This window comes from Bacillus sp. JZ105 (genome assembly GCF_053903125.1).
The window spans coordinates 3208249-3231627 of sequence record NZ_CP096387.1 but is presented as its reverse complement, the minus strand read 5'-3'; the positions used below and the strand labels follow the sequence as shown (position 1 = coordinate 3231627).

The following is a 23379-nucleotide window of genomic DNA, read 5'->3' as shown; positions in this document are numbered from 1 at the left end:
TGATGAAATTAGCAAATAAAGGGGGAAATATTTTGGGATTAACACCATTGCAAGAAACGTGGGATTTAGATACCTTTTTTAAAGGAGGCAGTTCTTCACCAGAATTTAAGACATACCTGCAACATATTCAGCAGCTATTAGATGAATTACGACAAAAGGTGAATGTCTTTTCAAAAGAAGATACACACATTGAAAGCAAATTAACGTCTGTCCTTGACACGTATGAAACTACATATAAAAAATTATCTCAAGCAGGTTCATTTGTAACCTGCCTCCAGGCTCAAAATACGAAGGATATGAAAGCAGGCAGCCTTCGAGGTACGATTGCCAAGCTGGAAGCTGATTTAGGAACCATCCTTGCACTGTTTGATCAAGCGCTTGCTGCTATCCCAGCAAACAAGTGGGAAGAACTGATGAATTCAACAGCCTTTTCAGATGTCCGCTACATATTAAATGAGCGGAGAGACCGTGTGAAGGATCAATTACCTGTTGAACAAGAAACGCTGATTCAAAAGCTGGCTGTAGATGGGTACCATGCATGGGATGAGCTTTATTCCAGCTTAGTGAATAAAATTACCATTCCGTTTGAACAGCATGGTGAAACGCAGATGATCTCTGTAGGCCAAGCAGAAAATGCGATGGATGATTCAGATCGTGAAGTCAGAAAGGCCGTTTACCACAACCTAGAGCATGCATGGAAGCAGGATGAACATTTATTTGCTAGTACACTCAATCACCTTGCTGGTTTTCGTTTGCAAGTGTATGAAGCAAGAGGCTGGGATCACATTTTAAAAGAGCCGCTTGAAATTTGCCGTATGAAACAAGAAACCCTTGATGCAATGTGGTCTGTGATTGATGAACATAAGCAGCCATTCATTGATTATTTACACCGAAAAGCTGACATGCTTGGAGTGGATAAGCTGAGCTGGTTCGATGTTGGGGCTCCAATCGGCAGTGAGACCAAAATCTATCCTAATCAAGAAGCAGCTGCTTTTATTGTGAAACATTTCGCTGGATTTGGAGAAGAGCTTGCTGCTTTTACAGAAAAAGCCTTTAACGAACGCTGGGTAGAAGCTGAGGATCGTCCAAACAAACGGGTAGGCGGCTTTTGTACAAATTCCCCGACAGCGGAGAATCACGCATTTTTATGACCTTCTCAGGAAGTCCATCCAATGTGGCGACACTAGCGCATGAGCTTGGTCATTCGTTCCATCAGGAAGTGATGCAGGATGTTCGCATTCTGAATCGCAAATACGCAATGAATGTAGCTGAAACAGCGTCAACCTTCGCAGAAATGATTGTAGCTGATGCCTCATTAAAAGAAGCGGCAAATGAAGAGGAGCGGCTCAGCTTGTTAGAGGATAAGCTGCAGCGCAGTGTAGCATTCTTCATGAACATTCAATCTCGTTTCTTATTTGAACAGCGCTTTTATGAAGAGCGTAAACAAGGAGAAGTGCCGGCTGACCGGTTGAATGAATTGATGGTCGAAGCGCAGAAGGAAGCGTTCGGTGACTCATTAGATGAATACCATCCGCATTTCTGGGCGTCTAAGCTGCATTTCCATATCACGAATGTTCCATTTTATAATTTCCCATACACCTTTGGATACATGTTCTCGTTGGGGATTTATGCAAAAGCATTGCAGGCTGGTACATCTTTTGAAAAGAAATACATTGCATTATTAAAGGATACTGCTTCAATGACAGTAGAAGATTTAGCCGAAAAGCATCTAGGCGTTGATCTTACCCAAAAAGCATTTTGGGAAGAAGCCATTCGTTTGGCTGTAGCAGATGCTGAAGAATTTTTAGAAGTGACGAAAAAATAAAAAATGAAAAGCTCCTATGATGGGAGCTTTTTTACTGGCTTCAGCAGCCAATCAAGCATTGTCTGAATGAGATCATTTTGCTGCGACAGGGCTGGAATGTCCGCTGGCTGATCCCCTTTTTGTTTGCCATACATGCCAAACTGCGCATGATTCCCGCCTTTTATTTCATGATAAACAGTTTGAGACGGCAGATTTGCTTTCGATTTCTTGATTTTCTCTTGTGTGGCCAGCCCATCCTTTTCACCTGAAATCGAAAGTACTTTCAATGAAGATTGTTTCAGGCCATCTGATGCTGGATAAGATGCTAGGAAAAAGAGTCCATCGAGCTTGCTCTGATTTTTTTCTGCAAACATAGCGGCAGCCGCCCCGCCAAGTGAATGCCCGCCAATATACCAGTGTTTGATCGTTTGGTGATCTTTGATGATGTCCTGCGCTTTGTTTGGATTGAAGATCGCAAAGGAAAATGGCATGTCAGGGATAAAGACAGAGTAGCCTTTTTTCATCAGCGTATCTCCGATATAGGCATATGCAAGTGGTTCCACCTTTGCCCCAGGATAGAGAATGATGCCAGTATCACTTTTTGGTGCTTCAAATGTATAAACATTGTTTTTATGTTTCACTTGCTCCATGTTCACCTGTTTTTTTAATGCTTCTGATGGTCCATACGTAAAGCGGCTCCATGTATAGAAAGCACCAAAAGCTAGGATGATCAGTGTAAGTAATGTCATACCTGTTATCTTCAGTATTTTCCTCATCGCATGCCCCTTCTTTCTCATGTACATATTAAATATACCATCATTTACTTCAGTGCCAACGACAAGTGCGCTGATCCGTCTGTGTGATAAAGTATTAATCCATTAGCACTGCATTTGGCTGTTATTTACAATCGTATTAAGAGGGCTTAAAATAGGTGTGCATTCAGAAGTAACGGAGGAAGAAAGACATGAAGCAGGGACATTCACAATTTTGGATCGAAGTGAAAAATTATTTGTTCATTTTAATCGGATCGGCCATCGTGGCGATTGGATTTAATACGTTATTATTGCCGAATCAGATTGCAGCAGGCGGTGTGAGCGGCATTAGTACCATTATGCAGTCATTCGGCTTTGAAGCGGCTTATGTGCAATGGGGGCTCAATATTCCATTGTTTATCGCTGGCTTTTATTTATTAGGCGGTACATTTGGAGTGAAAACACTCGTTGGTTCGATTTTTTTACCTTTCATGGTGTTTGTCACAAGACATATTGCACCTGTCACACATGAAGCACTGCTGGCGGCTATTTTTGGCGGAGTGGTCATTGGGATCGGAATAGGGCTCGTGTTCCTTGGGAATGGATCAACGGGTGGAACGGCACTCGCTGCCAAAATCATCAATAAGTACACAGGACTCACGCTAGGCACCTGTTTAGCGATGATGGATGGGTTGATTGTTCTGGCTGCGATGACGGTCTTTGGAATTGAAGAAGGGCTGTACGCGGTCATTGGTGTGTTTATTTCTAGTAAAACGATTGATGTGGTACAGGCTGGCTTCAGTCATTCAAAAATGGCTATGATCATTACAGGGCATGAAGATGAGGTCAGACAGGCGGTTTTTGATCAAATTGACCGCGGTGTGACGAAGATCTCAGCAGTCGGAGGATATACCGATCATGACCGCCCAATTTTGATGTGTGTTGTTGGGCAGTCACAATTCACAAAGTTGAAACAAGTCGTGAAAGCAATCGATGCATCAGCATTTGTCATTGTGATGGATGCAAAAGAGGTGCTTGGTGAGGGTTTTAAAAGGGCTTAAACAAGGATATAATAGCGTTGACCAAATGATTGTAAGGGAGGGAAATAGATGAAAAAAAGCGGATTAACGATACTATTTGCAGCAATGCTTCTTGTTCTCGCGGCTTGTGGAGGAAATTCAAGCAGCAGCGACAAAGAAGGCAGCAAAAGTGCTTCATCTGTGAGCAGTGGTGAGGAGATCTATCAGCAAAACTGTATTGGCTGTCATGGAAAAGACCTATCTGGCGGAGGCGGACCAAGCCTAAAAGAAGTAGGGAAGAAATATAATGAAATCCAAATCGCAGATATTGCGCAAAACGGTAAAGGCTCTATGCCAAGCGGTATGGTAGATGAGAAGCAAGCAAAAGAAGTAGCAAAATGGCTTGCAGAGAAAAAATAAAACCTTTGTCTAATCGACAAGGTTTTTTGTTTTTTATATGTAAAAAAAGACTTTTGGATAGTATGAAAACGCATTATATTAAATTTTATTTAAAAAATAAGGGTATAAAGGCACGTTTTTCGGTTTTGCTTGTTCTATTTACCTTTTATTTATAAGTTTTGAAATATAAATGTAATACCATTGCGTCGATTCATGACGTATAATTGGAGTTGTTGAAATTTAGACGATTCAATTTTTTCATCTTTTTGGATGAAAAGGACATAAATTGTTAGTAAGTATCGAAGGGTATGTGCGTGACCATACATAACGTTTTTCACGAGATGTGTCAAAACATCATGATAAGCTGTAAGTCAGCGAATAAGAAAAGATTAGGTGATTACATGATTCAAATGAAGGAAGTCTACAAGATCTATCCTAATGGCGTAAAGGCGATCAATGGAATCAATGTCTCTATCCATCCGGGAGAGTTTGTGTATGTTGTTGGTCCCAGTGGTGCTGGTAAATCCACTTTCATCAAAATGATGTATCGTGAAGAGAAGCCAACCAAAGGGCAAATCTTAATTAATAACAAAGATTTAGGCTCAATGAAGGAAAAAGAAATTCCTTACGTAAGAAGAGAAATTGGCGTAGTATTCCAAGATTTCAAGCTACTTCCAACTCTTACTGTGTTTGAGAATGTAGCATTTGCTCTTGAAGTGATTGGTGAACAGCCTCATATCATTAAGAAAAAAGTGCTTGATGTTCTCGATCTGGTTCAGCTAAAGCACAGAGCGCGTCAATTTCCTGACCAGCTGTCCGGCGGTGAACAGCAGCGTGTGTCTATTGCCCGCTCGATTGTCAATAGCCCTGAGGTCGTCATTGCAGATGAGCCGACAGGAAACCTTGATCCAGATACTTCTTGGGAAATCATGAAGACGCTCGAAGAGATTAATAACCGCGGAACAACAGTGGTTATGGCGACACACAACAAAGAAATTGTAAACACCATGAAGAAACGCGTCATCGCAATCGAAGATGGAATGATTGTGCGTGACGAAGCTAGAGGGGAGTACGGAATTTATGATTAAAACTCTCTCGCGGCATTTACGTGAGAGCTTCCGTTCACTTGGAAGAAACACGTGGATGACATTTGCATCAATTAGTGCGGTTACTGTCACATTGATTTTAGTTGGGGTTTTCCTTGTGATTATGCTCAACTTGAATAACATGGCATCGAACGCTGAAAAAGAAGTAGAAGTAAAAGTATTAATCGAATTAACGGCGAATCAAAAGCAGCAGGATGAATTAAAAGCAGAAATTGAAAAGATTCCTGAAATCAGTGATGTGAAGTACTCATCTAAGGATGACGAACTGAAAGCACTGATTAAAAGCTTTGGAGAAAATGGACAATCCATGGGGCTTGTTGATCAAGAAAATCCATTAAACGATGCGTTTATTGTGAAAACAACAGATCCTCACGATACACCAAAAGTAGCGAAGAAATTAGAAAAACTAAAGGGTACATATAAAGTAACCTATGGAAAAGAAGAGGTCAGCCGACTCTTTAATGTAGTCGGAGTAGCGCGTAATGTCGGTATTGTGCTCATTATTGGGCTGTTATTTACAGCTATGTTCTTAATCTCCAATACGATCAAAATTACGATTTTTGCTAGACGTAAAGAAATTGAGATTATGAAGCTGGTAGGTGCAACGAACTGGTTTATCCGCTGGCCATTCTTCATTGAAGGATTATTGCTTGGTATATTTGGTTCCATTATACCAATTGCCCTATTGCTTGGCACGTATCAATATGCAGTAGGCTGGGTCGCACCGAGAGTACAAGGCTCATTTATTTCAATGCTTCCATACAACCCGTTTGTCTATCAAGTATCACTGATCCTGCTAGTGATCGGTGCAATCATTGGTGTATGGGGAAGCTTAACGTCTATCCGTAAATTCTTAAAAGTATAAATATATTTTGATGGCAGCATTCGAAGATTCTATAGAAGATGTGACCGGTTGATCCGATTCATCCGGTCGGCTCTTCATGTCGACAGTTGTCATGGGAGGGGAATATCGTTTTGAAAAGAAAGCTGATGATGGCTGGAATGGCAGCGTTTATTGGAACAACGTGGCTATACATTCCAGGGAACGAGAATCGTGCATTCGCATACGAAGACCTAGATCAAAAACGTCAACAAATCGAAGAGAAAACATCGAAGACTGAATCAAGCTTGAAGAAGAAGAAGTCAGAGCTGGCAAAGCTTGAAAAGAAAGAATCAAAGCTCAAGAAAGAAATTGAACAAATTGACCAAAAGGTAAGTACTGCAACTGAAAAAGTCGCTGAAAAAGAGAAAGAAGTTAAAAAAACGAAGCAAGAGATCAAGAAGCTAAAAAAAGACATTCAAGTCATCAATGAGCGAATTGAAAAAAGAAAAGCCATTTTCAAAGACCGAATTCGTTCAATGCAAAAAAGCGGCGGTACGATCAACTATTTAGATGTGCTGCTAGGTGCTCGCAGCTTTAGTGATTTTGTCGGTCGTGTTGGGGCTGTCACAACGATTGTCGAAGCAGACAAAGACATGATTACAGAACATGAAAATGATTTAAAGCTGGTGGAGCAAAAAGAAGCAGAGCTAAATAATCAGCTAAGCGGACTTGAAACATCTCTGAAAGAGCTAGAAGCACTGAAAAAAGATTTATCTAAGAAACACAAAGAAAAAGAACACATTTTAGGTGATGTGACAGATAAAAAAAATCATGCACATGATGAACTAGGCAAGCTTGAGAATGAACAAGAAATCCTAGCGAATCAAAAAGCGGCTGTGAAATCTGAGGAAGCACACCGACAAAAGGAAGAAGCGAAGAAAGCAAAGCAAGCTGCTGAAAAAAATACACCTGCATCTCACAGCGGCGGCTCAGATCAAGTATCTGATACACCAGCAAGCAGCTCAGGCTTTATTAAACCAGCTGCAGGGCGTTTCTCATCTGGCTTTGGCGGACGTTCTGGCGGAAACCACTTCGGATTAGATATTGCAGCAAAGGGCACAGTTCCTGTCTATGCAGCAGCATCTGGAACCGTCACAAACTCAAGCTACTCATCAAGCTATGGAAATGTTGTGTTCATTACGCACAATATCAATGGACAGACGTATCAAACTGTATATGCCCATCTGTCTACAAGAAGTGTGTCGACAGGACAGAGAGTTGAACAAGGACAATTCCTTGGCTATATGGGGAATACCGGCCAATCACATGGTCAGCATCTTCATTTTGAAGTTCATAAAGGATTATGGAATGGCGCGAAATCAAATGCAGTCGATCCAGCGCAATATATCCGCTAATCAAAAAGCCGATAACATGATGATGTTATCGGCTTTTTTGGTCTAGATAGAATTAAAACAGCAGCAGTAATCCGGCAATAATAGGTGTTAACAAAACAGCTGATTTCAATAAGAGCTTCGGTGCAAGGCGTGTGAATTTCGCGCCGATAAATGCGCCTAATACCGTTCCAATTAATATTTGGATCAGCAAGATAAAATCAACATAGCCCTCTGAAATATATCCAATTCCGCCGCCGATGGAAATCGGAATAATGACAAGCATGGTCGTGCCAACGGCTTGTCTAATCGACAGCTTCAGTAAAATCAAAAGTCCTACTTGAATGAATGGTGCAGACCCGATACCAAACATACCTGAAAGCATCCCAGACACAAGGCCTAAAATAATGCCTCTTGTCATCAGCTGACGTGAAGAAAGCGGCTGCTGTTCAGCCTCTTCATTAAGAACAAATAGTTTGATCATCATAAAAACAGCGGATAAAAAAAGCATCCCTGCTGTTAAATAGTGCAGACTCTCTTCTGGAATAAAAGGAGCAACCTTAGCCCCAGCAAAAGAAGCGATACAAGCCAGAGCCCCGACAATCAAACCAGATTTCAGCTGAATGTTCCCTTCCCGGTAGTGGCTGTATGCACCTGATAATGTCGTAAATGCCATAGCGGCTAATGACGTCCCGAGTGCGGTATGAATAGGGATATCAAAAATTAATGTAAGCAATGCGATGACAAATCCGGCCCCGCCTGCTCCTACAAAACCTAATAAAATTCCTAATAAAAGCATCGTCAAGATAATATACATAGCGAAGACTCCTTCTCAATCATAACAAAATAAAAATTACACCTAATAAAATGATTCGTCAAGCCTTCACGGGAGAATGTCTTTACATGAAATCCCTTCTTCTGGCATATAATAACTCAGGTCATCAGGAAGAGTTGAAGAAGGAGGCCGAATATGAAAAAACAAATCGCATCTATTATGGCAAGTGTCGTTCTCTTAATAAGTGCGGGTGTGATGACGCATAAAGAGGGAACTCATGCGGAGTCACCGCAAGCAGCCGCTGCAATGGCTGGACAAGCTCAATCAAGTGATAAGGCGAAAGAGAATGGGATGGAAAAGATTGAGAAAGCCTATGACCTTATTTCAAATGAATATGTAGAGGAAGTGGATCGGCAAAAGCTGCTTGAAGGCGCGATCCAAGGAATGCTTTCGACGTTAAACGATCCGTATTCAGTATACATGGACAAGCAGACCGCAAAGCAATTTTCTGATTCGCTTGATTCTTCCTTTGAGGGAATTGGGGCAGAAGTGGGGATGGATGAAGGAAAGATCATTATCGTCTCCGCCTTTAAAAAATCCCCTGCGGCAAAAGCAGGTCTAAAGCCAAAAGATGAGGTCATCAGCATTGACGGTGAACCGATGAAAGAAAAAAGCTTAAACGATGCTGTACTGAAAATAAGAGGAAAAAAAGGAACGTCTGTCGCCTTAACAATCAAACGAAACGGGATTGAAAAAGAGCTGACGTTCCATATCAAACGAGAAGAAATCCCGCTTGAAACAGTGACTTCCTCTGTAAAAGAGGTCAATGGTCATAAAACAGGCTATATTGCGATCTCCAGCTTCTCTGAAGATACGGCGAAGGATTTCACGTCAAGCCTGAAACAGCTCGAGAAAAAGGGCATAGAAGGTCTTGTACTGGATGTGAGAGGAAACCCTGGCGGCTATCTGCAAAGTGTGGAAGATATTTTGAAACATTTTATTACGAAGGATCAGCCCTATATTCAAATCGCAGAACGGAATGGCGACCGGAAACGATATTTTTCAAAACTGAAAGAACAAAAGCCTTACCCAGTCAACGTCTTAATTGATAAAGGCAGTGCTTCCGCTTCGGAAATACTTGCTGGAGCCATGAAAGAAGCTGGAAAGTATGAAGTTGTCGGTGATGTCTCCTTTGGAAAAGGAACTGTGCAGCAGGCGGTTCCGATGGGAGATGGAAGTAATATTAAATTAACGCTGTATAAATGGCTCACGCCAAAAGGCAATTGGATTCACAAAAAAGGCGTCGTACCGACAATTGCGATTCATCAGCCGGATTACTTTACCGCAGGTCCGCTTCAGCTGAAAGAACCGCTTCAGCTTGATATGAACAATGAAGAAGTAAGACAAGCGCAGACGCTGTTAAAGGGACTGTCATTTGACCCTGGCAGAGTAGATGGATACTTTGATGAAGAAACGAAAAAGGCCGTACTTGCCTTCCAAAGCACATACAATCTCGATAAATCAGGTGTCATTGATTTGAAAACAGCGGAAATGATGAACAACATGGTGGATGAAGTGAAATCTTACGAAAAAAATGACCTTCAATTACAGACTGCACTAAAAGCACTATATCTTAAAAAATAAAGAGGCGAATAATAGCCTCTTTTTTTTGGTTCATAAGTGTCATGAAGATGTAATAATTTATGATTAAAAATAAATTATATCGAGAAATATATTCATTTATTTTACAAAAAACATAACATTCCTTCAATTTTACCCGATAACATATGTATATAAGAGACTTTCTGTTGATTTAAACATGTCATGAAAATGAAACTTTTGAAAGTTGTATGTTACATAAATAATTCTTACAATAAAAAGTAGCACTCATTTTAAATATTTTATTTTTTGCGGATATTCAGCTTGAGCATTAAGCTGTACCGAGGTTTGCGCTTTTCTTAAAAGAACTAGTAAATGGGGGTACACAATTGAAAAGGGCAAGTATTGTGAGAGAGAAAAAATATTACGAGTTGGTAGAGGAACTTAAGAGTCGTACGAAAGATGTGACGTTTTCCGCTACAAAGGCATTAAGTCTGCTCATGCTGTTAAGCAGGTACTTGGTCAATTACACAACGGTAGAATCAGTCGACGAAATCGATGAAGACTGTGCTGAGATATACTTCAATTATTTAATGGATAATCATAAGAGACTTGGTATAAACTTAACCGACATCAAGAGGTCGATGCAGCTGCTCGGCGGCATACTAGATGTAGATGTCAATCATTACTTAAAAGATTTTTCACTGTCGAATGTCACACTTTGGATGAATCAGGAGAAATAAACCTGATGTCAAGCATCGATTTATTTGATAGAATAAGAGAAAATGCTTGACTTGGGCGGTGAACGATAATGAGCTCGGAGTGGATGGGAGCCGGATTAAAAGCGGTCGGTCTGTTTTTAATCCATCCTCTTTTTTATTTCATGATATTAATCAGCCTATTGCATGGCTACATCCGCGTAAAGCGGGAGAGAAAAGCGTTTCAAACAAGAATAGAAGATGTATACGATGAACTTAAATTTACATATTCAAAGGGTTGGATTCTAGGGATTTGCCTATCCGTTATTTCAGTAGGCTTAGGGATTGCCCTCCCCCCTGGATTCATCGTGCTGATTGCAGCGATGACCATCGTTTTCTCTTTATTCTTTAAGGCGAGTGCGCTTTCGTCTGCATACACACTCGGTTTCAGTTTTATTGCGGCACTTGGACTGATGCATTTCCAAGTGAGTCAATCTTGGCTGCCGCAGCTCTCAATGATGAATGCATCAGCCGTTGTCATTCTGCTAGGACTTCTATTAATGACCGAGGGGATTCTAGCCTATCGAACGGCGCATTTACGTACATCGCCTGCAATGGTGATGAGTGCGAGAGGACTTTTAATTGGTCAGCAGCGGGCAAACCGTCTGTGGCTTTTACCGCTTGTTTTGCTGATGCCGGCAGGTGAATTCACTTCTTCTCTGCCATGGTGGCCGGTGCTTCAAGTGCATGATCAAAGCTTTTCATTTATTTTGATTCCATATATCATCGGATTCGGTCAGAGAATTCAAGGCTCACTGCCAATTGTTAGTATTCAAATTACAGCGCGGCGTATTCTTATGCTAGGACTCGCTGTCGCCTTATTAGGTGCTGCAAGTATTTGGTTTGAACCGATTGCTTGGGGAGCTGTATTGATTGCGGTGATAGGAAGAGCCTTTCTCTCATGGAAACAGAGGGTCAATGACAATGCTGCCCCGTTCTACTTCTCTAAGCGTAATCAAGGGCTGATGGTGCTGGGGATTATTCCAAATACACCAGCGGCTGATTTAAAGCTTGAGATCGGAGAAATCATCACAAAAGTGAATGGAATTGAAGTCAAAACCGTGTCGGAATTTTATGAAGCCCTTCAAACCAATCGTGCTCTAACAAAGCTCGAGATCATTGGCTTAAATGGTCAGACAAGATTTGAGAAACGTGCTTCTTACGAAGGGGAGCATCATCAGCTTGGCATCCTGTTTGTGAAGGATGATCCACAGCAAGAGCCAACGGCAATTTCATCTTAAAAAAAAGCTGCTAGAGATGGCAGCTTTTTTCTTTTGGGCGCGCTTCTTTCCCATAGGATTCGCCCCATTCCCGCATGGCGAAGATGATAGGCTTTAATGTATCTCCGAGAGAAGTGAGTGAATATTCGACACGAGGGGGGATCTCCTCATAGACTTCTCTATGAACAACGCCGTCTTGTTCAAGCTCACGCAATTGCAGTGTGAGGACACGCTGAGAAATTCTTGGCAGCAGCCGGCGCAATTCATTGTAGCGTTTTGGTCCGCAAGTCAAATGATAAAGGATCACTCCTTTCCATTTCCCTCCGATGACACTTGTCGTCACTGAAACGGGACAGCCATGATTGACAATACTGACTGGATTGGATGGTGCACTCATCTTAACACTCCTTTCTAAGACAAATTTGGTGATACACGAACAAGATGGTAACTAACGAACAAAAATGTGCGTACTTGAATCACTCGAAGCTTTTCTTATACCATAGAGATATCACATCACACATTCGGGCTGTTGTTTTTTTATCATAACAATTTCTATATGGGAATGGAAAGAAATTGGATTGATGAAACACACACCCTAATTGGTAAATAGAAAGGATGAATACAATGCGAGACAAAGAGCAATTAAAAAAGGAAATCATTGAGGCGTATGAGTTCCGCCATGCGACAAAAGAGTTTGATCCAACGAAAAAAATATCAGAGGATGATTTTGCGTTTATTTTAGAAACAGGAAGACTTTCCCCAAGCTCTGTAGGGTTTGAGCCTTGGAAGTTCCTCGTTGTTCAAAATGAAGCATTTAGAGAAAAATTAAAAGAGTATACATGGGGAGCGCAAAAGCAGCTTCCTACTGCCAGTCATTTTGTGATTATCTTGGCAAGAACAGACGCCCGTTATGATTCAGCATATGCAGAATACATCAACAAACAAATCAAAGGAATGTCAGACGAAACGTTCGAGATGGTGAAGGGACGCTACAAAGAATTCCAAGAGAATGATCTTCATTTATTAGAAAATGAACGTACGCTCTTTGATTGGGCTTCAAAACAAACGTATATTGCCCTTGGAAACATGATGACAGCCGCTGCACAAATTGGCATTGATTCATGTCCAGTCGAAGGATTCAGCTACGATGAGATTCATCGCATTCTAGATGAAGAAGGGCTGCTTGAGGATGGTCAGTATGATATTTCTGTCATGGCGGCCTTTGGTTATCGTGTCACCGAGCCGAAGCGCGGCAAAACGCGACGTCCGATGGATGAAGTAGCTGTTTGGATTCGTTAAAAGAGAATGTCTGAAAAAGGATGTTGACAATTGCGTGGTTAGTCAGTATATTTAAAAAATAAAATCTTTGATGAATATACAAATTGACTATAAACGCTTTGACTTGAGAATAGTAGATGAATATCCGTTTTTTTAAGAGAGCTGCGGGTTGGTGCAACGCAGTAAAACGAATCATTGAACTCGCTCAAAGAGCGGTAAGACTGAATGAATAGTAAGTCTTTACGTGTGACCTCCGTTAACGGGTTTTAAGTTGGATTCAGCTATGGCTGAATCAATTAGAGTGGTAACGCGGTTGCAAGGTCAGTCGTCTCTTCAAGGAGATGACTGGCCTTTTTTATATGCTTTTATCCTATATTTGTCTGAAGATTCGAATTTAAAGGAGCTATAGAAAATGGAAAAGGAACATGTGCAGTTAAAACGAACAATGACGTCAAGGCATATTATGATGCTCGCACTTGGCGGTGCAATTGGTGCTGGTCTGTTTAAAGGAAGCAGCTCTGCTATTGATATCGCAGGTCCTGCAGTCATTTTGGCATATATGATTGGTGGTCTTATTTTATTATTTATTATGCAAGGACTTGCCGAAATGACGGTTGCACGACCTGGCGCAAGAACATTCCGTGATTTAATTGAACCGGTGTTAGGCAAATATCCGGCTTATTTCTTAGACTGGATATACTGGAAAATGTGGGTGCTGAACATTGCAGCAGAAGCAATCGTATCTGCGATCTTTATTCAGTACTGGTTCCCACAAGTGCCGATTTCGATACTTGTGTTAATCATTTCACTTGTTGTGACATTGATCAATGTGTGTTCCGTTAAAATGTTTGCTGAGACGGAGTACTGGTTAGCTTCTATTAAAATTGCAGTCATTCTTTTATTTATTATCATTGGGTTCACCATGCTGTTTGTCTCATTTGGTCAGCATGCAGCACCGGGATTATCCAACTTAACCGGCCACGGAGGATTTTTCCCGAATGGAACAGGCGGCTTAATTGCGGCCATGCTTGTTGTGGTGTACTCATATGGCGGGACTGAAATGATCGGGGTCACATTAGCAGAAACAAAAAACCCTGAAAAAGTCATCCCAAAGGCCATTCAAAGTACATTTGTACGAATCATCGGTTTCTATGTACTGCCGTTCTTCATCATCGTCAGCTTGATTCCTTGGAATCAAGTAAACAATGAGCAAGTGAGTCCATTCGTCACCGTGTTTGCAACGATTGGCGTGCCATATGCAAGTGACATTATGAACGGTATCATTTTACTAGCGATCTTGTCTTCTATGAACTCTGGGCTGTACGCATCCTCAAGGGTACTTTATACGCAAGCGATGGATGGGCGTGTATGGAAGGGCTTCTCAAAGCTATCAAAACAGCAGGTGCCTGTTCGAGCGATCCTAGTGTGTACATCTACATTGTATGCCGCTGTATTGATTTCTCTTTTTGTAGGAAGTCAAACCTTTAATTATTTAATGGGATCTTTAAGCTATACGGTCTTATTCATCTGGTTTATTATTGCTGTCGGGCATTTAAAGTCTCGAAGTGTAGCAGAACCAGGAGGATATCGCGTGAAGCTGTATCCTTTCACAACATGGTTTTCTGTGATTGCGATCATTGCCATTTTCATCGGCGTTGTGTCAACAACTCCAATTGTCCAAACGATGGTCACAATGGGCATTTATCTGATGATTACTCTTTCTTTCTTCATCAACAGAAAGCGGTTTGAAACAGCCGCTTAATACAAAAAGCGTGCGGGACCTTTAAAGAGGTCTCACACGCTTTTTTAATGCTGTTTGTATTACTTGAAATGAACAGGATGTGGCTTTGACTGAAGCCCGTAACTCTCTCTTGCGATGTAAGTGGTCGATCTTTTGCCTCGTCGTAGATGCGGCCGATGTATTCCCTAATCATTCCCAGCATAAAGAGGATGATGCCGCTAAAAAACAGCTGTATGACAATTAATGAACTCCATCTTGTAATAGTGCTGTTTGTAAAAAGCTTTAAGTAAAGTACAAGAAACATTGAAATGAATCCGATAGCGGAAAGGGCAATTCCTGCTATACTTGCTAGCCTCAAAGGTTTATAGGAAAAGGAAGTGATTCCATCCATCGAGAGCTTGAGCATCTTTTTGAGCGGGTATTTTGTTTCTCCTGCTAGACGTTCATCTCGAACGTACTCTACTGCAATTTGTTTGAAACCTACCCAGCTGACTAGGCCGCGAACAAATGGATTTTTTTCTCGTATTTTTCTCCTCTCATGGCACACTCTACATCCATTAACCTGAAGTCACCAGTGTCGATTGGGATATCTACTTCAGTGATTTGACGTAAAACGATAGAAAAGGGAAGCGCTTTGAGCTTTGTGAAAAAAGTTCCGTTGAAAAGAGCTGTTCAAGTTGTAGAAAGTCCTATGGATCTGAATTTATCAGATAAAGTAGTGAGTCCAATGAGAGTAAAATATGTGAGCAGCTATAGAGTAGGTGAGCTCTCATTGAATGGAGCATTGGGAAGTTGAATGATGGCTGTCGTACCAGAGCCAGGTTCAGATTGAATGTCGAATGTCCCATGATGTTTTTTGATGATTTGATAGACAATGGCTAGTCCAAGGCCAGAGCCGCCATCTTTTCTTGTTCGTGCTTTATTTACACGATAAAATCGCTTAGAAACATGCGGAAGATCTTCTTGTGGAATACCGCTGCCTTCGTCGGTCACTTTCAATTCAGCAACACCGTGGTGAACTTGTAATTCAATCGATATTGATTTCCCAGATGGTGTGTAATGAATGGCATTGTCCAGTAAATTACGTATCACTTGTTGGAGACGATCGCTATCACCATAAACAATACAATCCTCTTCAAGCGTTCGTTTGAAAGTAATGCTTTTTTTGTCAGCGATGAATGCCATTTGATCAAGAACATCGTGGATGAGCTGTGCAAAGACGATTGGCTCCATCGTAAGTGGATAAGAGTCACCTTCTAACTGTGCAAGATCTAAAAGATCATGCACAAGCCGGCTTAAACGTGTGGCCTCATCTTGGATGATTTGCATTCCTTTTTTTTGATCAATGATCCCTTCTTCAATTCCTTCTGCATAGCCTTTCATATAACTTAAAGGCGTTCTAAGTTCGTGAGAAACATTCGCAAGAAATTCCCTGCGGTGCTGTTCAACTTTTTCGAGGGTTGAAGATAGTTTATTAAAGGAGCGGCTGAGCTGGTTTAACTCATCTCCTTTTTTGGTTACGGCCATTCGCTTTGAGAAATCACCAGATTCCATTTCCATTGCAATTTCTTTCATTTTATTAATTGTCTGCACTACTTTATTGGAGCTCTTATATCCGATCACGAATATCAGGAGCAGAATCATTAAGATGGATATGCCAAGTGTCAATCTAATTTGGACAAAGGGTTCATATACATCTGATAAGGGCATGGAAAGGAAAATAGTTCCCGATAGATCATCATTGCTTGAGAAAACAGGGATGGCGATGCCAAGAATATCTTGGTGAAACTGTGGGTGTTCTCTAATTAACACGACGGTTTCACCTTGAAGGAGCTTTTGGCGTTCCTTGAACGTAATGAGATTATCATTTGTGTTCGTATCAAAAGGAAGACCACTTGAAAGCTCCATTGGATCATCTGTAAAAATAACGTTCGCCTGACTTGAGTCATTTGCCCATTTCATTCTGTCGGTAAAATACTTGTCTTTCCCGTGTGTGTGATAGATTTCTGCCAGCTTCTTACCTTGCAAACTTAAGGAATCGATCTGTTTATCAATATATAAATGCTGGTATAAGTAAAAGGTAAGGGCAAGCGCTGAGGCTGCAACGATTCCGATCACTGCAAGAATGAAGAAGAGTACTTTCTTTTTAATCGATAATGGCTTCATTCTTCCTCCTCAAACTTATAGCCGACACCCCAAACGGTTTTAATATATCGTTCTGCTTCCTTTAACTTCAGTCGCAGCGTTTTGATATGTGTATCGACTGTTCTTAAAGAGCCGCTCACTGAATGTGATTCCCACAATTTTTGATAAAGGTGTTCTCGAGAAAACACTTGTCCTTGGTTGAGCAAAAGAAACATGAGTAAATCAAATTCTCTTCTTGTTAAATTAACGGGCTGTTGATGGAGGTAAACTTGTCTGCCATCTTGATCAATCTCCATGTCACCAATCTGTATTCGGCTGCGCTTTAGCGAAAGACCTCTAATTCGTCTCAGAGTGGTTTCGATTCTTGCTGCAAGCTCACGCAGACTGAAAGGCTTCATGATGTAGTCATCCGCTCCAATTTCAAGTCCTCTAATTCGGTCCTCTTCATAACTCCTCGCTGTTAAAAATAAAATCGGTATTTGAGATGTTTGTCGAATACGCTGACAAACTTCAAATCCATCCATGTCAGGCATCATGATATCTAATACAACAAGGTCAGCAGATTCCTTTTCAAGCTGATGCAAGGCATCTTTTCCATTATTCGCAGTGATAATGTGAAAGCCATGTCTCTTTAAAAAAGACCCGATTAACTCAAGCATATCAAGCTCATCATCTACGATTAAAATACGCATTTGTTCCTTCATTTCTTTTCCTCCAACACGATAGCATAAGGTCCTGATGGGACATTCAGTTGATTTTTCATGATAAGTGAGTGTTTATCGATGACAGATACTGAGTTGTCATCCAAGTTACTCACATAAATTGATGTCGTATCAGCGGTGATATAATTCGGATTTTGACCAGTTTCAATAGAAGCAAGCTGTTTATTTGTTTTGGTATTTACTTTGTATAGCGTATGATCTCCATGACATAGTACATATAAAGTAGAAGAATTTTTCTCTGGAAAAAATGCAACAGGCATAACGCCTAGCTTTATTTCTCGCTGTTTTTTGCCAGTTTTAGGGTCATAAGCAAAAATACTCTTATTTAATGTGCCTTGTTTACCATGGCCGCCGATCCAAATGAACTGTCCATCAAAATGAATCCCAGAAGGCCGTTCAAGTACAGAAAACGTACGTATGTTTTTTTCCTTTTCAATATCTATGACGGAGACAGTATGACTTTCTGCATTTAAAACAAATAAAATACCTGATGAAGAAAGAGTCATAGAAGAAGGTAATTTTCCGGTTTTCACAGTCGATTTTATTTTTTTGCGCTCCGTATCAATAAAATAAACGACATTTTTCTGTGAGTTGGCAGCGATTAATGTATGAGAAGCTGCATCATATGTAAGGGAAGTCAGTCCTTTATCCACATCCATATAATCTGTTGCTGTTCCGTTTTTTAAATTAATTTCGATAAGGGATTCTCCCTCTTTACTTGTAGCGATGATGACGTCTTTATTGATTTGAATAAGATCAGTAAGTGGGTGCTTTAAATCCACAGAAGTGAGCATTTTATTTTTTTGTATATCAACTATTGAAAAGGAGGCTTTTTTTAATTGAGAGATGACAGCGATGGATTGAGAGCTGCCTGGCGGCGTAAATTGCTGCTCTTTTCCACAGCCTGTCAGGAATAAAAGTAGAGCTGATAAACAGATCAAAACATATTTCACACGTTCCATTCTTCCTCTCCTTTGCGTTCTCTATTTTCAAAATCATACCACAAAAATTGTGAAAAAAAATTGAAGTTATCTATGCTGAAAGAATGAAAAAAAGCTTTTAGGTAAGTGAGGGAGACCATTTGTACCTCAAGTTCCTTTTTTCTCTGGTCATATGCCATTTTTTCTTCTTTAAAAGATGATTTTCGGGATTTGATGGATGACCTCCTATAGCTTACAGTGATACAAATGATGAAAACGAAAACCCCCCCGCTCTAAAAAAACATAGAGCAAGGGAGTCATTAGGCGGAATGTTCGGTTGATGGGGAGGTTGATTTGGTTCTTACACGTTGAGATAAAAAGAAGCCAAGAATGCCTGCACCCAGTAATACAATAAATAAAGATTGAAAACCACTCATGGTCCCAATCAATGTAGACGAAATGATACTGCCAAAATATCGAAAGGTAGAGAAAATACCAGATGCTGAACCAGATAAGCTTTGATCAACAGACGTTAACGAAGCCATCTGCATACTGGTCATCCCAATCCCTGATGAAATTCCACATGCGACAAGTGTCACGATAAGCAGTGGTAAGGTAGGGAACTGACTGAGTGTAATTAACATGATGCCTGATAAAGTGAGACAGAGAAATGAAAAGCCAATCATTTTTTTCGCGCCTTTTTTCGGATGGAGTCTTGCCCCTAACAAGCCGCTAATAGACATGCAAAGAGAAAATACTGATAGAATAATACCGCTTTGTGTATGAGAAAGTGCAAGTTGTTGTTCCATAAACAGCGGCATAATTAGAAGAATGGCATACATCACAAAATTACTTAGCATGATCGACAGGTTTGCATTTGTAAATGAACTGTTTTTAAAAAGCGACAAATCGATGATCGGATTTTTTACTTTTCGTACATGTTTAAAGAATAAAGGAATGACGATTAACGCTAGAATTCCATAGATCAAGTATTCATTTAGCAATTGGCTTTTAGTGCATAGAATGAGTGTGGCAATCCCGATGGTTAAGTATAGTGAACCAATGATGTCTACATTTGCTTGTAAGCGTGTATGCTTTGTTTTTTGAATGAGTAATACGCCGGTAACAAGTGTAAGGAACAAGAATGGGATATTGACAAAGAATATAGAGTGCCAATCAAAACTCTGAATAAGAATCGAACCAATAAAAGGTCCAAGTGCGGCACCAATACCGGCTCCAAACCCAAAATAACCCATTGTTTTAGACAGTTTTTCGGGGGATACTGTTGCACGAATCAATGCAATGCTATTCGGTGTTAAAATAGCACCTCCAGCTGCTTGAATGGAACGAAAAGTGATGAGAAAAGCTAGATTAGGAGCTAAAGCACATCCAATTGAGCCAATTAAAAAGAGCGTGACCCCAATTAAATACATTCGCCTGTGTCCGTATATATCTCCTAACTTTCCAGCGATAGGCTGAGTGACTGCCATGACAATAAGATAAATTGTGACAACCCAAGTGATGTTTGCAAGGGATTGATCATAATAAGTTGATATGGATGATAGAGCGACAGCGATCATCGTTGAATTGACTGGAACTAGTATAGCTCCAAGCAACAATGAATAGATGACGAAACTCTCTTTTTTTAACCTCAATGTGTATACCACCTTTTGTAAAAAAGAAGAATTCCACCCTTTAAGCGGGAGAAATTCCTCTCATGAAAATGTGTGTGCATATTTCAATAAAATCTTCTTTTTGTGTGAAAACGAGTTGAAAATCTTGCTCTAGCTGCTGAATGAAAAATCCGAAATACGTACTAATGAAAATGTCTGCATAAATGTCTTCATTTCCTTTTAATACATGATGCTTGGCACTCATCTTTTTGAAATATTGTAAGAGCATTTCTCTCAATTCTTGAGGATAAATCTTTTCATGACTGGTTAAATCCTTAAACATAGCCGGTTCTCGCATGCTGATATAAATAAATTCTTTTTTGGAAGTCAAATCTTCAAGGAAATAGGTACCGAGAAACTTCAAATCGGTGTATAAATCGCCTTTGAATTCTGCTTCTAGGGTTTTTGTCGGTGTTGATTTCATTTTCATAATGGCAGCAATGACGCCGCGTTTGTTTTTAAAATTGCGAAAAATAGTTGCTTCACTCACATTCGCTTTTGTTGCTATTTCTTTGGTTGTTGTTTTTTGATAGCCCTTTTCAGTTAATAAATCCATTGTTGCGCGAATGATTCGTTGATTTGTAGATTTTAACAAGCATACTCACCTCAGGTTATGAATGTGTTTGCAACAAAGTAAGTATACCGATAAAACCTATGACCGCCAATATCATCCAAAATGATAAGTTTATGCACGCGAATGCTGTTTTAATATCTGAATGCGTCCATTGCTGCCATCTACTGTCACAAGGTCACCGGATTGAAGTGTTTCAGTTGCTATTCTAGTACCTAAGACAGCTGGCATCATATACTCTCTTGCGATAATAGCTGAATGAGATAAAATGCCTCCAGCATCGGTGATGACTGCTTTCGCATCTCTAAATAAGCTCGTCCATAAAGGTGTGGTCGTTTTACAAACTAAAATATCATCCTTTTGAAATTGTGAGAATTCGTCGGCACATGTAATGACTTTTACTCTTCCAGAAACAATACCGCTGGATGCGCCAATTCCATGGATCACATCGTGTGTGTTGTTTTCATTTTCTCTTAATGAACCAAGCATTCTTTCTACTTGCTGCAATTCTGCTTCAGTTGGTGTACCAATGTAAGCCGGTGGTTGAATGTCTTCATTTTCCTTCATTTCTATCTTTCTTTGCTGGATAACTGAATCAAATGAGATAGACGTTGTGAGCGCTTTTTGTACCTCTTCATCGTAGAGATACCAAAGATCTTCTTGATGAGGAATGGATCCTTTTTGTACAAGAAGTTCACCTATTTTTAATAAATATACCCGGGTCTTTGCATCTAACATGGCATCAATATAGAAGTGGTGGTCATCTCGGATATTCGCTGCTCGAAGGGCAAATTGATACAGCGTCTCAAATTTTGTTTTAAACGATTCATCCTTCACTTGACTCTTAAAACGTTTATTTGTCTCTTGTCTTTTGATCACTGCTTTTGCAAATTCCTCATCAAAATCACAATGGCAATGGATGTTATTTCTGATGATATCTAATATAAACTCCGGGTTTTCTGCCCAAGTCTCATCTGTAAGGTCATGACTTTTAACAGATCGCCAGCCGTAAACTTGGAGAAAATCCTCCAATTTCGACATGAAATGCCTTCCTTTTTCTGAGTGATTGAGTGCATGTAACAGCTCCGAGTTCTTTTCATGTTGAATAAATGCTTGATGAAGTTCTGGATCTTGAAGGACATCCTTTGCGATATCAGATAGCACCTTGTCTGTTTCAAGAGATTTGTTCATCACGCCTATCATCATTTCGTGCAGCAAGACGACTTGGGTTTGATCACCAGTATACGTTACAAGCATGTCTTCAATGATGGCTGATAGAATGACTTGTGGTATGACGATATCAAAATGATCATCATATGCTTGGATATAAAAATCTTTTAATTCTTCAAAACCAATGATGGCTTTTTCAATGGTCATAGGTTCCTTCATTTGGCGATCGAGTTTTTCGTAAAATGGAAAGAAATTTTTCTCTAGAATCTCATACATCCGTTCACTTAAATGCGGAAATAACTCAAATATGCTTTCATCAAAAATGGGTGCAGCTCCTTCTTGCGCTTCTGGCAGATCCGGTGCGGAGTATAGGTGGCCTCTGTAAAGTTTAATATCTTTGATGTTCATATCAGGTACTTGATACTTTTCTCCATTTTTCTTCATCCCGCTTTTTAAGGCTGGTATGATCAGGCTTGAGAAAAGAGGGCTCGTTGGACCAGGCATATGATCATCCATTGAAATCCAGAAATCCTGCAGCTCTTCTGGCTTCATTTGAAAAGAAGCCCCTGCTGTTTCATTTACTGCTTTTGGAATAGCTGTAGTAATCGGCCTTGCTTGAAGTAAATAAAACGACCCATCTGCAATTCCAAATTCGATATCGACTCCATGTCCGTAAAGTTCTTCTACTTGTTTCGTGATTTGTGTGATTTCTTTCAATTGATCATCGTTTAGGCAAAAATGACCAGCCATTTTCTTCGAGACAGGCTCCTCGATGACACCTTCTTGGAAAGGAACAATTTGCAGCTCTTTCGCCCCAAGTGTTTTTTCAATCGAAAAGTTCTCTTTATCTACAATAAACGTGTCTGGTGTCACAAGACCGGAGACAATTGCTTCTCCCAATCCGTAGCTTGCGGTCAGCATCATTTCATTTGTTTTTCCCGATACGGGATTCTCACTAAAGATGACACCGGAGACGTCAGAATAGATCAATCCTTGAACGACAACGGCCATGAGCGGCATCTCTTCCTCATTTTCATTCATCTCTTCCTTATATTCTGTGACTCTCGCTGCAAAATAAGAAGACCAGCATTCTTTGACTGCCTGTAAAAACTCTTCATTTGTTTTGATATTTAAATAAGTCTCGTACTGTCCTGCAAATGAGGCGCCTTCGAGATCTTCAGCAACAGAAGAGGATCTGACTGCAACTGAGGGGTAAGTCTTCCGCAAGGATTGAAAGGACGAAAGCAGCTCTGCTTCCATTTGTAAAGGAAACGATGCTTCTTTGATTTTTTGAGAAAGGTTTTGTTCTGCTGGCTGCAGATTGTGATATGAAAGAAAGCTTTCAAAGCTGTTGGTTTTGATAATAAATCCATCTGGGACTGGCAGGCCGTGATTGTTTAATTTGATTAAATTCAGGCCTTTTGCCCCTGCGAGTGATGCGGATTCTTCAGCCGCATGAAATAAAACTGAATACATGGGAATGCCCCCTTATCCAAATAGCCAATGGTTTGTA

The 23379-nt window shown here is 40.4% G+C and carries 19 protein-coding genes, 2 pseudogenes and 1 other annotated feature; of the genes and pseudogenes, 11 read left to right on the top strand and 10 right to left on the bottom strand.

Annotated features, from left to right (window positions below; all coding sequences use genetic code 11):
- Positions 1 to 32: 32 nt before the first annotated feature.
- Positions 33 to 1825: pseudogene (locus tag M1D81_RS16690) on the top strand (M3 family oligoendopeptidase).
- 14 nt (positions 1826 to 1839) lie between these two features.
- Here M1D81_RS16690 and M1D81_RS16685 read toward each other — a convergent pair.
- On the bottom strand, positions 1840 to 2580 hold the full coding sequence (locus M1D81_RS16685; protein ID WP_456266296.1) for an alpha/beta family hydrolase: 741 nt from the start codon (positions 2578 to 2580) through the stop codon (positions 1840 to 1842).
- Between the two features lie 188 nt (positions 2581 to 2768).
- On the opposite strand from M1D81_RS16685, the gene M1D81_RS16680 reads away from it, so the two are divergent.
- The 5 genes from M1D81_RS16680 to M1D81_RS16660 all read left to right on the top strand — a co-directional run bounded on the left by M1D81_RS16680 (position 2769) and on the right by M1D81_RS16660 (position 7318).
- Complete coding sequence (locus tag M1D81_RS16680) at positions 2769 to 3617, top strand: YitT family protein (protein ID WP_024426245.1); 849 nt, start codon at positions 2769 to 2771, stop codon at positions 3615 to 3617.
- Between the two features lie 48 nt (positions 3618 to 3665).
- A complete protein-coding gene (cccB, locus tag M1D81_RS16675; protein ID WP_456266297.1) occupies positions 3666 to 3995 on the top strand; it encodes a cytochrome c551 in 330 nt (109 codons plus the stop codon).
- Positions 3996 to 4375: 380 nt separating this feature from the next.
- Positions 4376 to 5062, top strand: a complete 687-nt coding sequence (gene ftsE / locus M1D81_RS16670) for a cell division ATP-binding protein FtsE (protein WP_024423601.1) — start codon at positions 4376 to 4378, stop codon at positions 5060 to 5062.
- Entirely contained in the window at positions 5055 to 5945 is an 891-nt protein-coding gene (gene ftsX / locus M1D81_RS16665) for a permease-like cell division protein FtsX (RefSeq protein WP_456266298.1), read from the top strand. Before ftsE ends, ftsX begins: the two co-directional genes overlap by 8 nt.
- A gap of 110 nt (positions 5946 to 6055) precedes the next feature.
- Positions 6056 to 7318 (top strand): murein hydrolase activator EnvC family protein, encoded by a 1263-nt coding sequence (locus M1D81_RS16660; RefSeq protein ID WP_456266299.1) that lies wholly within the window; start codon positions 6056 to 6058, stop codon positions 7316 to 7318.
- A 52-nt stretch (positions 7319 to 7370) separates the two neighbouring features.
- On the opposite strand, the gene M1D81_RS16655 is transcribed toward M1D81_RS16660, so the two are convergent.
- Positions 7371 to 8111, bottom strand: coding sequence for a sulfite exporter TauE/SafE family protein (locus M1D81_RS16655; RefSeq protein WP_024423598.1), 741 nt, complete (start codon positions 8109 to 8111; stop codon positions 7371 to 7373).
- Between the two features lie 153 nt (positions 8112 to 8264).
- On the opposite strand from M1D81_RS16655, the gene ctpB reads away from it, so the two are divergent.
- The 3 genes from ctpB to M1D81_RS16640 all read left to right on the top strand — a co-directional run bounded on the left by ctpB (position 8265) and on the right by M1D81_RS16640 (position 11667).
- Positions 8265 to 9713, top strand: coding sequence for a carboxy-terminal processing protease CtpB (gene ctpB, locus M1D81_RS16650; RefSeq protein ID WP_456266300.1), 1449 nt, complete (start codon positions 8265 to 8267; stop codon positions 9711 to 9713).
- 344 nt (positions 9714 to 10057) lie between these two features.
- Positions 10058 to 10411, top strand: coding sequence for a swarming motility protein SwrAA (locus tag M1D81_RS16645; RefSeq protein WP_007500014.1), 354 nt, complete (start codon positions 10058 to 10060; stop codon positions 10409 to 10411).
- 68 nt (positions 10412 to 10479) lie between these two features.
- Complete coding sequence (locus M1D81_RS16640) at positions 10480 to 11667, top strand: PDZ domain-containing protein (protein WP_456266301.1); 1188 nt, start codon at positions 10480 to 10482, stop codon at positions 11665 to 11667.
- A 10-nt stretch (positions 11668 to 11677) separates the two neighbouring features.
- Here M1D81_RS16640 and M1D81_RS16635 read toward each other — a convergent pair whose 3' ends face one another.
- Complete coding sequence (locus tag M1D81_RS16635; RefSeq protein WP_456266302.1) at positions 11678 to 12043, bottom strand: winged helix-turn-helix transcriptional regulator; 366 nt, start codon at positions 12041 to 12043, stop codon at positions 11678 to 11680.
- A gap of 227 nt (positions 12044 to 12270) precedes the next feature.
- Between M1D81_RS16635 and M1D81_RS16630 the strand changes: the two genes are divergently transcribed.
- Positions 12271 to 12945 carry an NAD(P)H-dependent oxidoreductase gene (locus tag M1D81_RS16630; protein WP_456266303.1) on the top strand — a complete coding sequence of 225 codons (675 nt, stop codon included), beginning with the start codon at positions 12271 to 12273 and terminating at the stop codon, positions 12943 to 12945.
- 89 nt (positions 12946 to 13034) lie between these two features.
- Positions 13035 to 13260: a binding site (T-box leader), on the top strand.
- 76 nt (positions 13261 to 13336) lie between these two features.
- Entirely contained in the window at positions 13337 to 14686 is a 1350-nt protein-coding gene (locus M1D81_RS16625; protein WP_456266304.1) for an amino acid permease, read from the top strand.
- 59 nt (positions 14687 to 14745) lie between these two features.
- Here M1D81_RS16625 and M1D81_RS16620 read toward each other — a convergent pair.
- The 7 genes and pseudogenes from M1D81_RS16620 to M1D81_RS16590 form a co-directional block, all read right to left on the bottom strand.
- Positions 14746 to 15289 (bottom strand): annotated as a pseudogene (locus M1D81_RS16620) (glycosyltransferase); the annotation flags it as partial.
- 126 nt (positions 15290 to 15415) lie between these two features.
- A complete protein-coding gene (locus M1D81_RS16615; protein WP_456266305.1) occupies positions 15416 to 16831 on the bottom strand; it encodes a HAMP domain-containing sensor histidine kinase in 1416 nt (471 codons plus the stop codon).
- Entirely contained in the window at positions 16828 to 17514 is a 687-nt protein-coding gene (locus M1D81_RS16610) for a response regulator transcription factor (protein ID WP_456266306.1), read from the bottom strand. The genes M1D81_RS16615 and M1D81_RS16610 overlap by 4 nt, the downstream gene beginning before the upstream one ends.
- Positions 17511 to 18494 carry a YncE family protein gene (locus M1D81_RS16605; RefSeq protein ID WP_456266307.1) on the bottom strand — a complete coding sequence of 328 codons (984 nt, stop codon included), beginning with the start codon at positions 18492 to 18494 and terminating at the stop codon, positions 17511 to 17513. The genes M1D81_RS16610 and M1D81_RS16605 overlap by 4 nt, the downstream gene beginning before the upstream one ends.
- Before the next feature lie 278 nt (positions 18495 to 18772).
- The gene (locus M1D81_RS16600; RefSeq protein ID WP_456266308.1) at positions 18773 to 20107 is read right to left on the bottom strand and encodes an MFS transporter; all 1335 of its coding nucleotides are present in this window, start codon (positions 20105 to 20107) and stop codon (positions 18773 to 18775) included.
- 40 nt (positions 20108 to 20147) lie between these two features.
- Positions 20148 to 20720 (bottom strand): TetR/AcrR family transcriptional regulator, encoded by a 573-nt coding sequence (locus M1D81_RS16595; protein ID WP_456266309.1) that lies wholly within the window; start codon positions 20718 to 20720, stop codon positions 20148 to 20150.
- 90 nt (positions 20721 to 20810) lie between these two features.
- Positions 20811 to 23342: a PEP/pyruvate-binding domain-containing protein gene (locus M1D81_RS16590; protein WP_456266310.1), complete on the bottom strand. Its 2532-nt coding sequence runs from the start codon at positions 23340 to 23342 to the stop codon at positions 20811 to 20813.
- Positions 23343 to 23379: the final 37 nt, after the last annotated feature.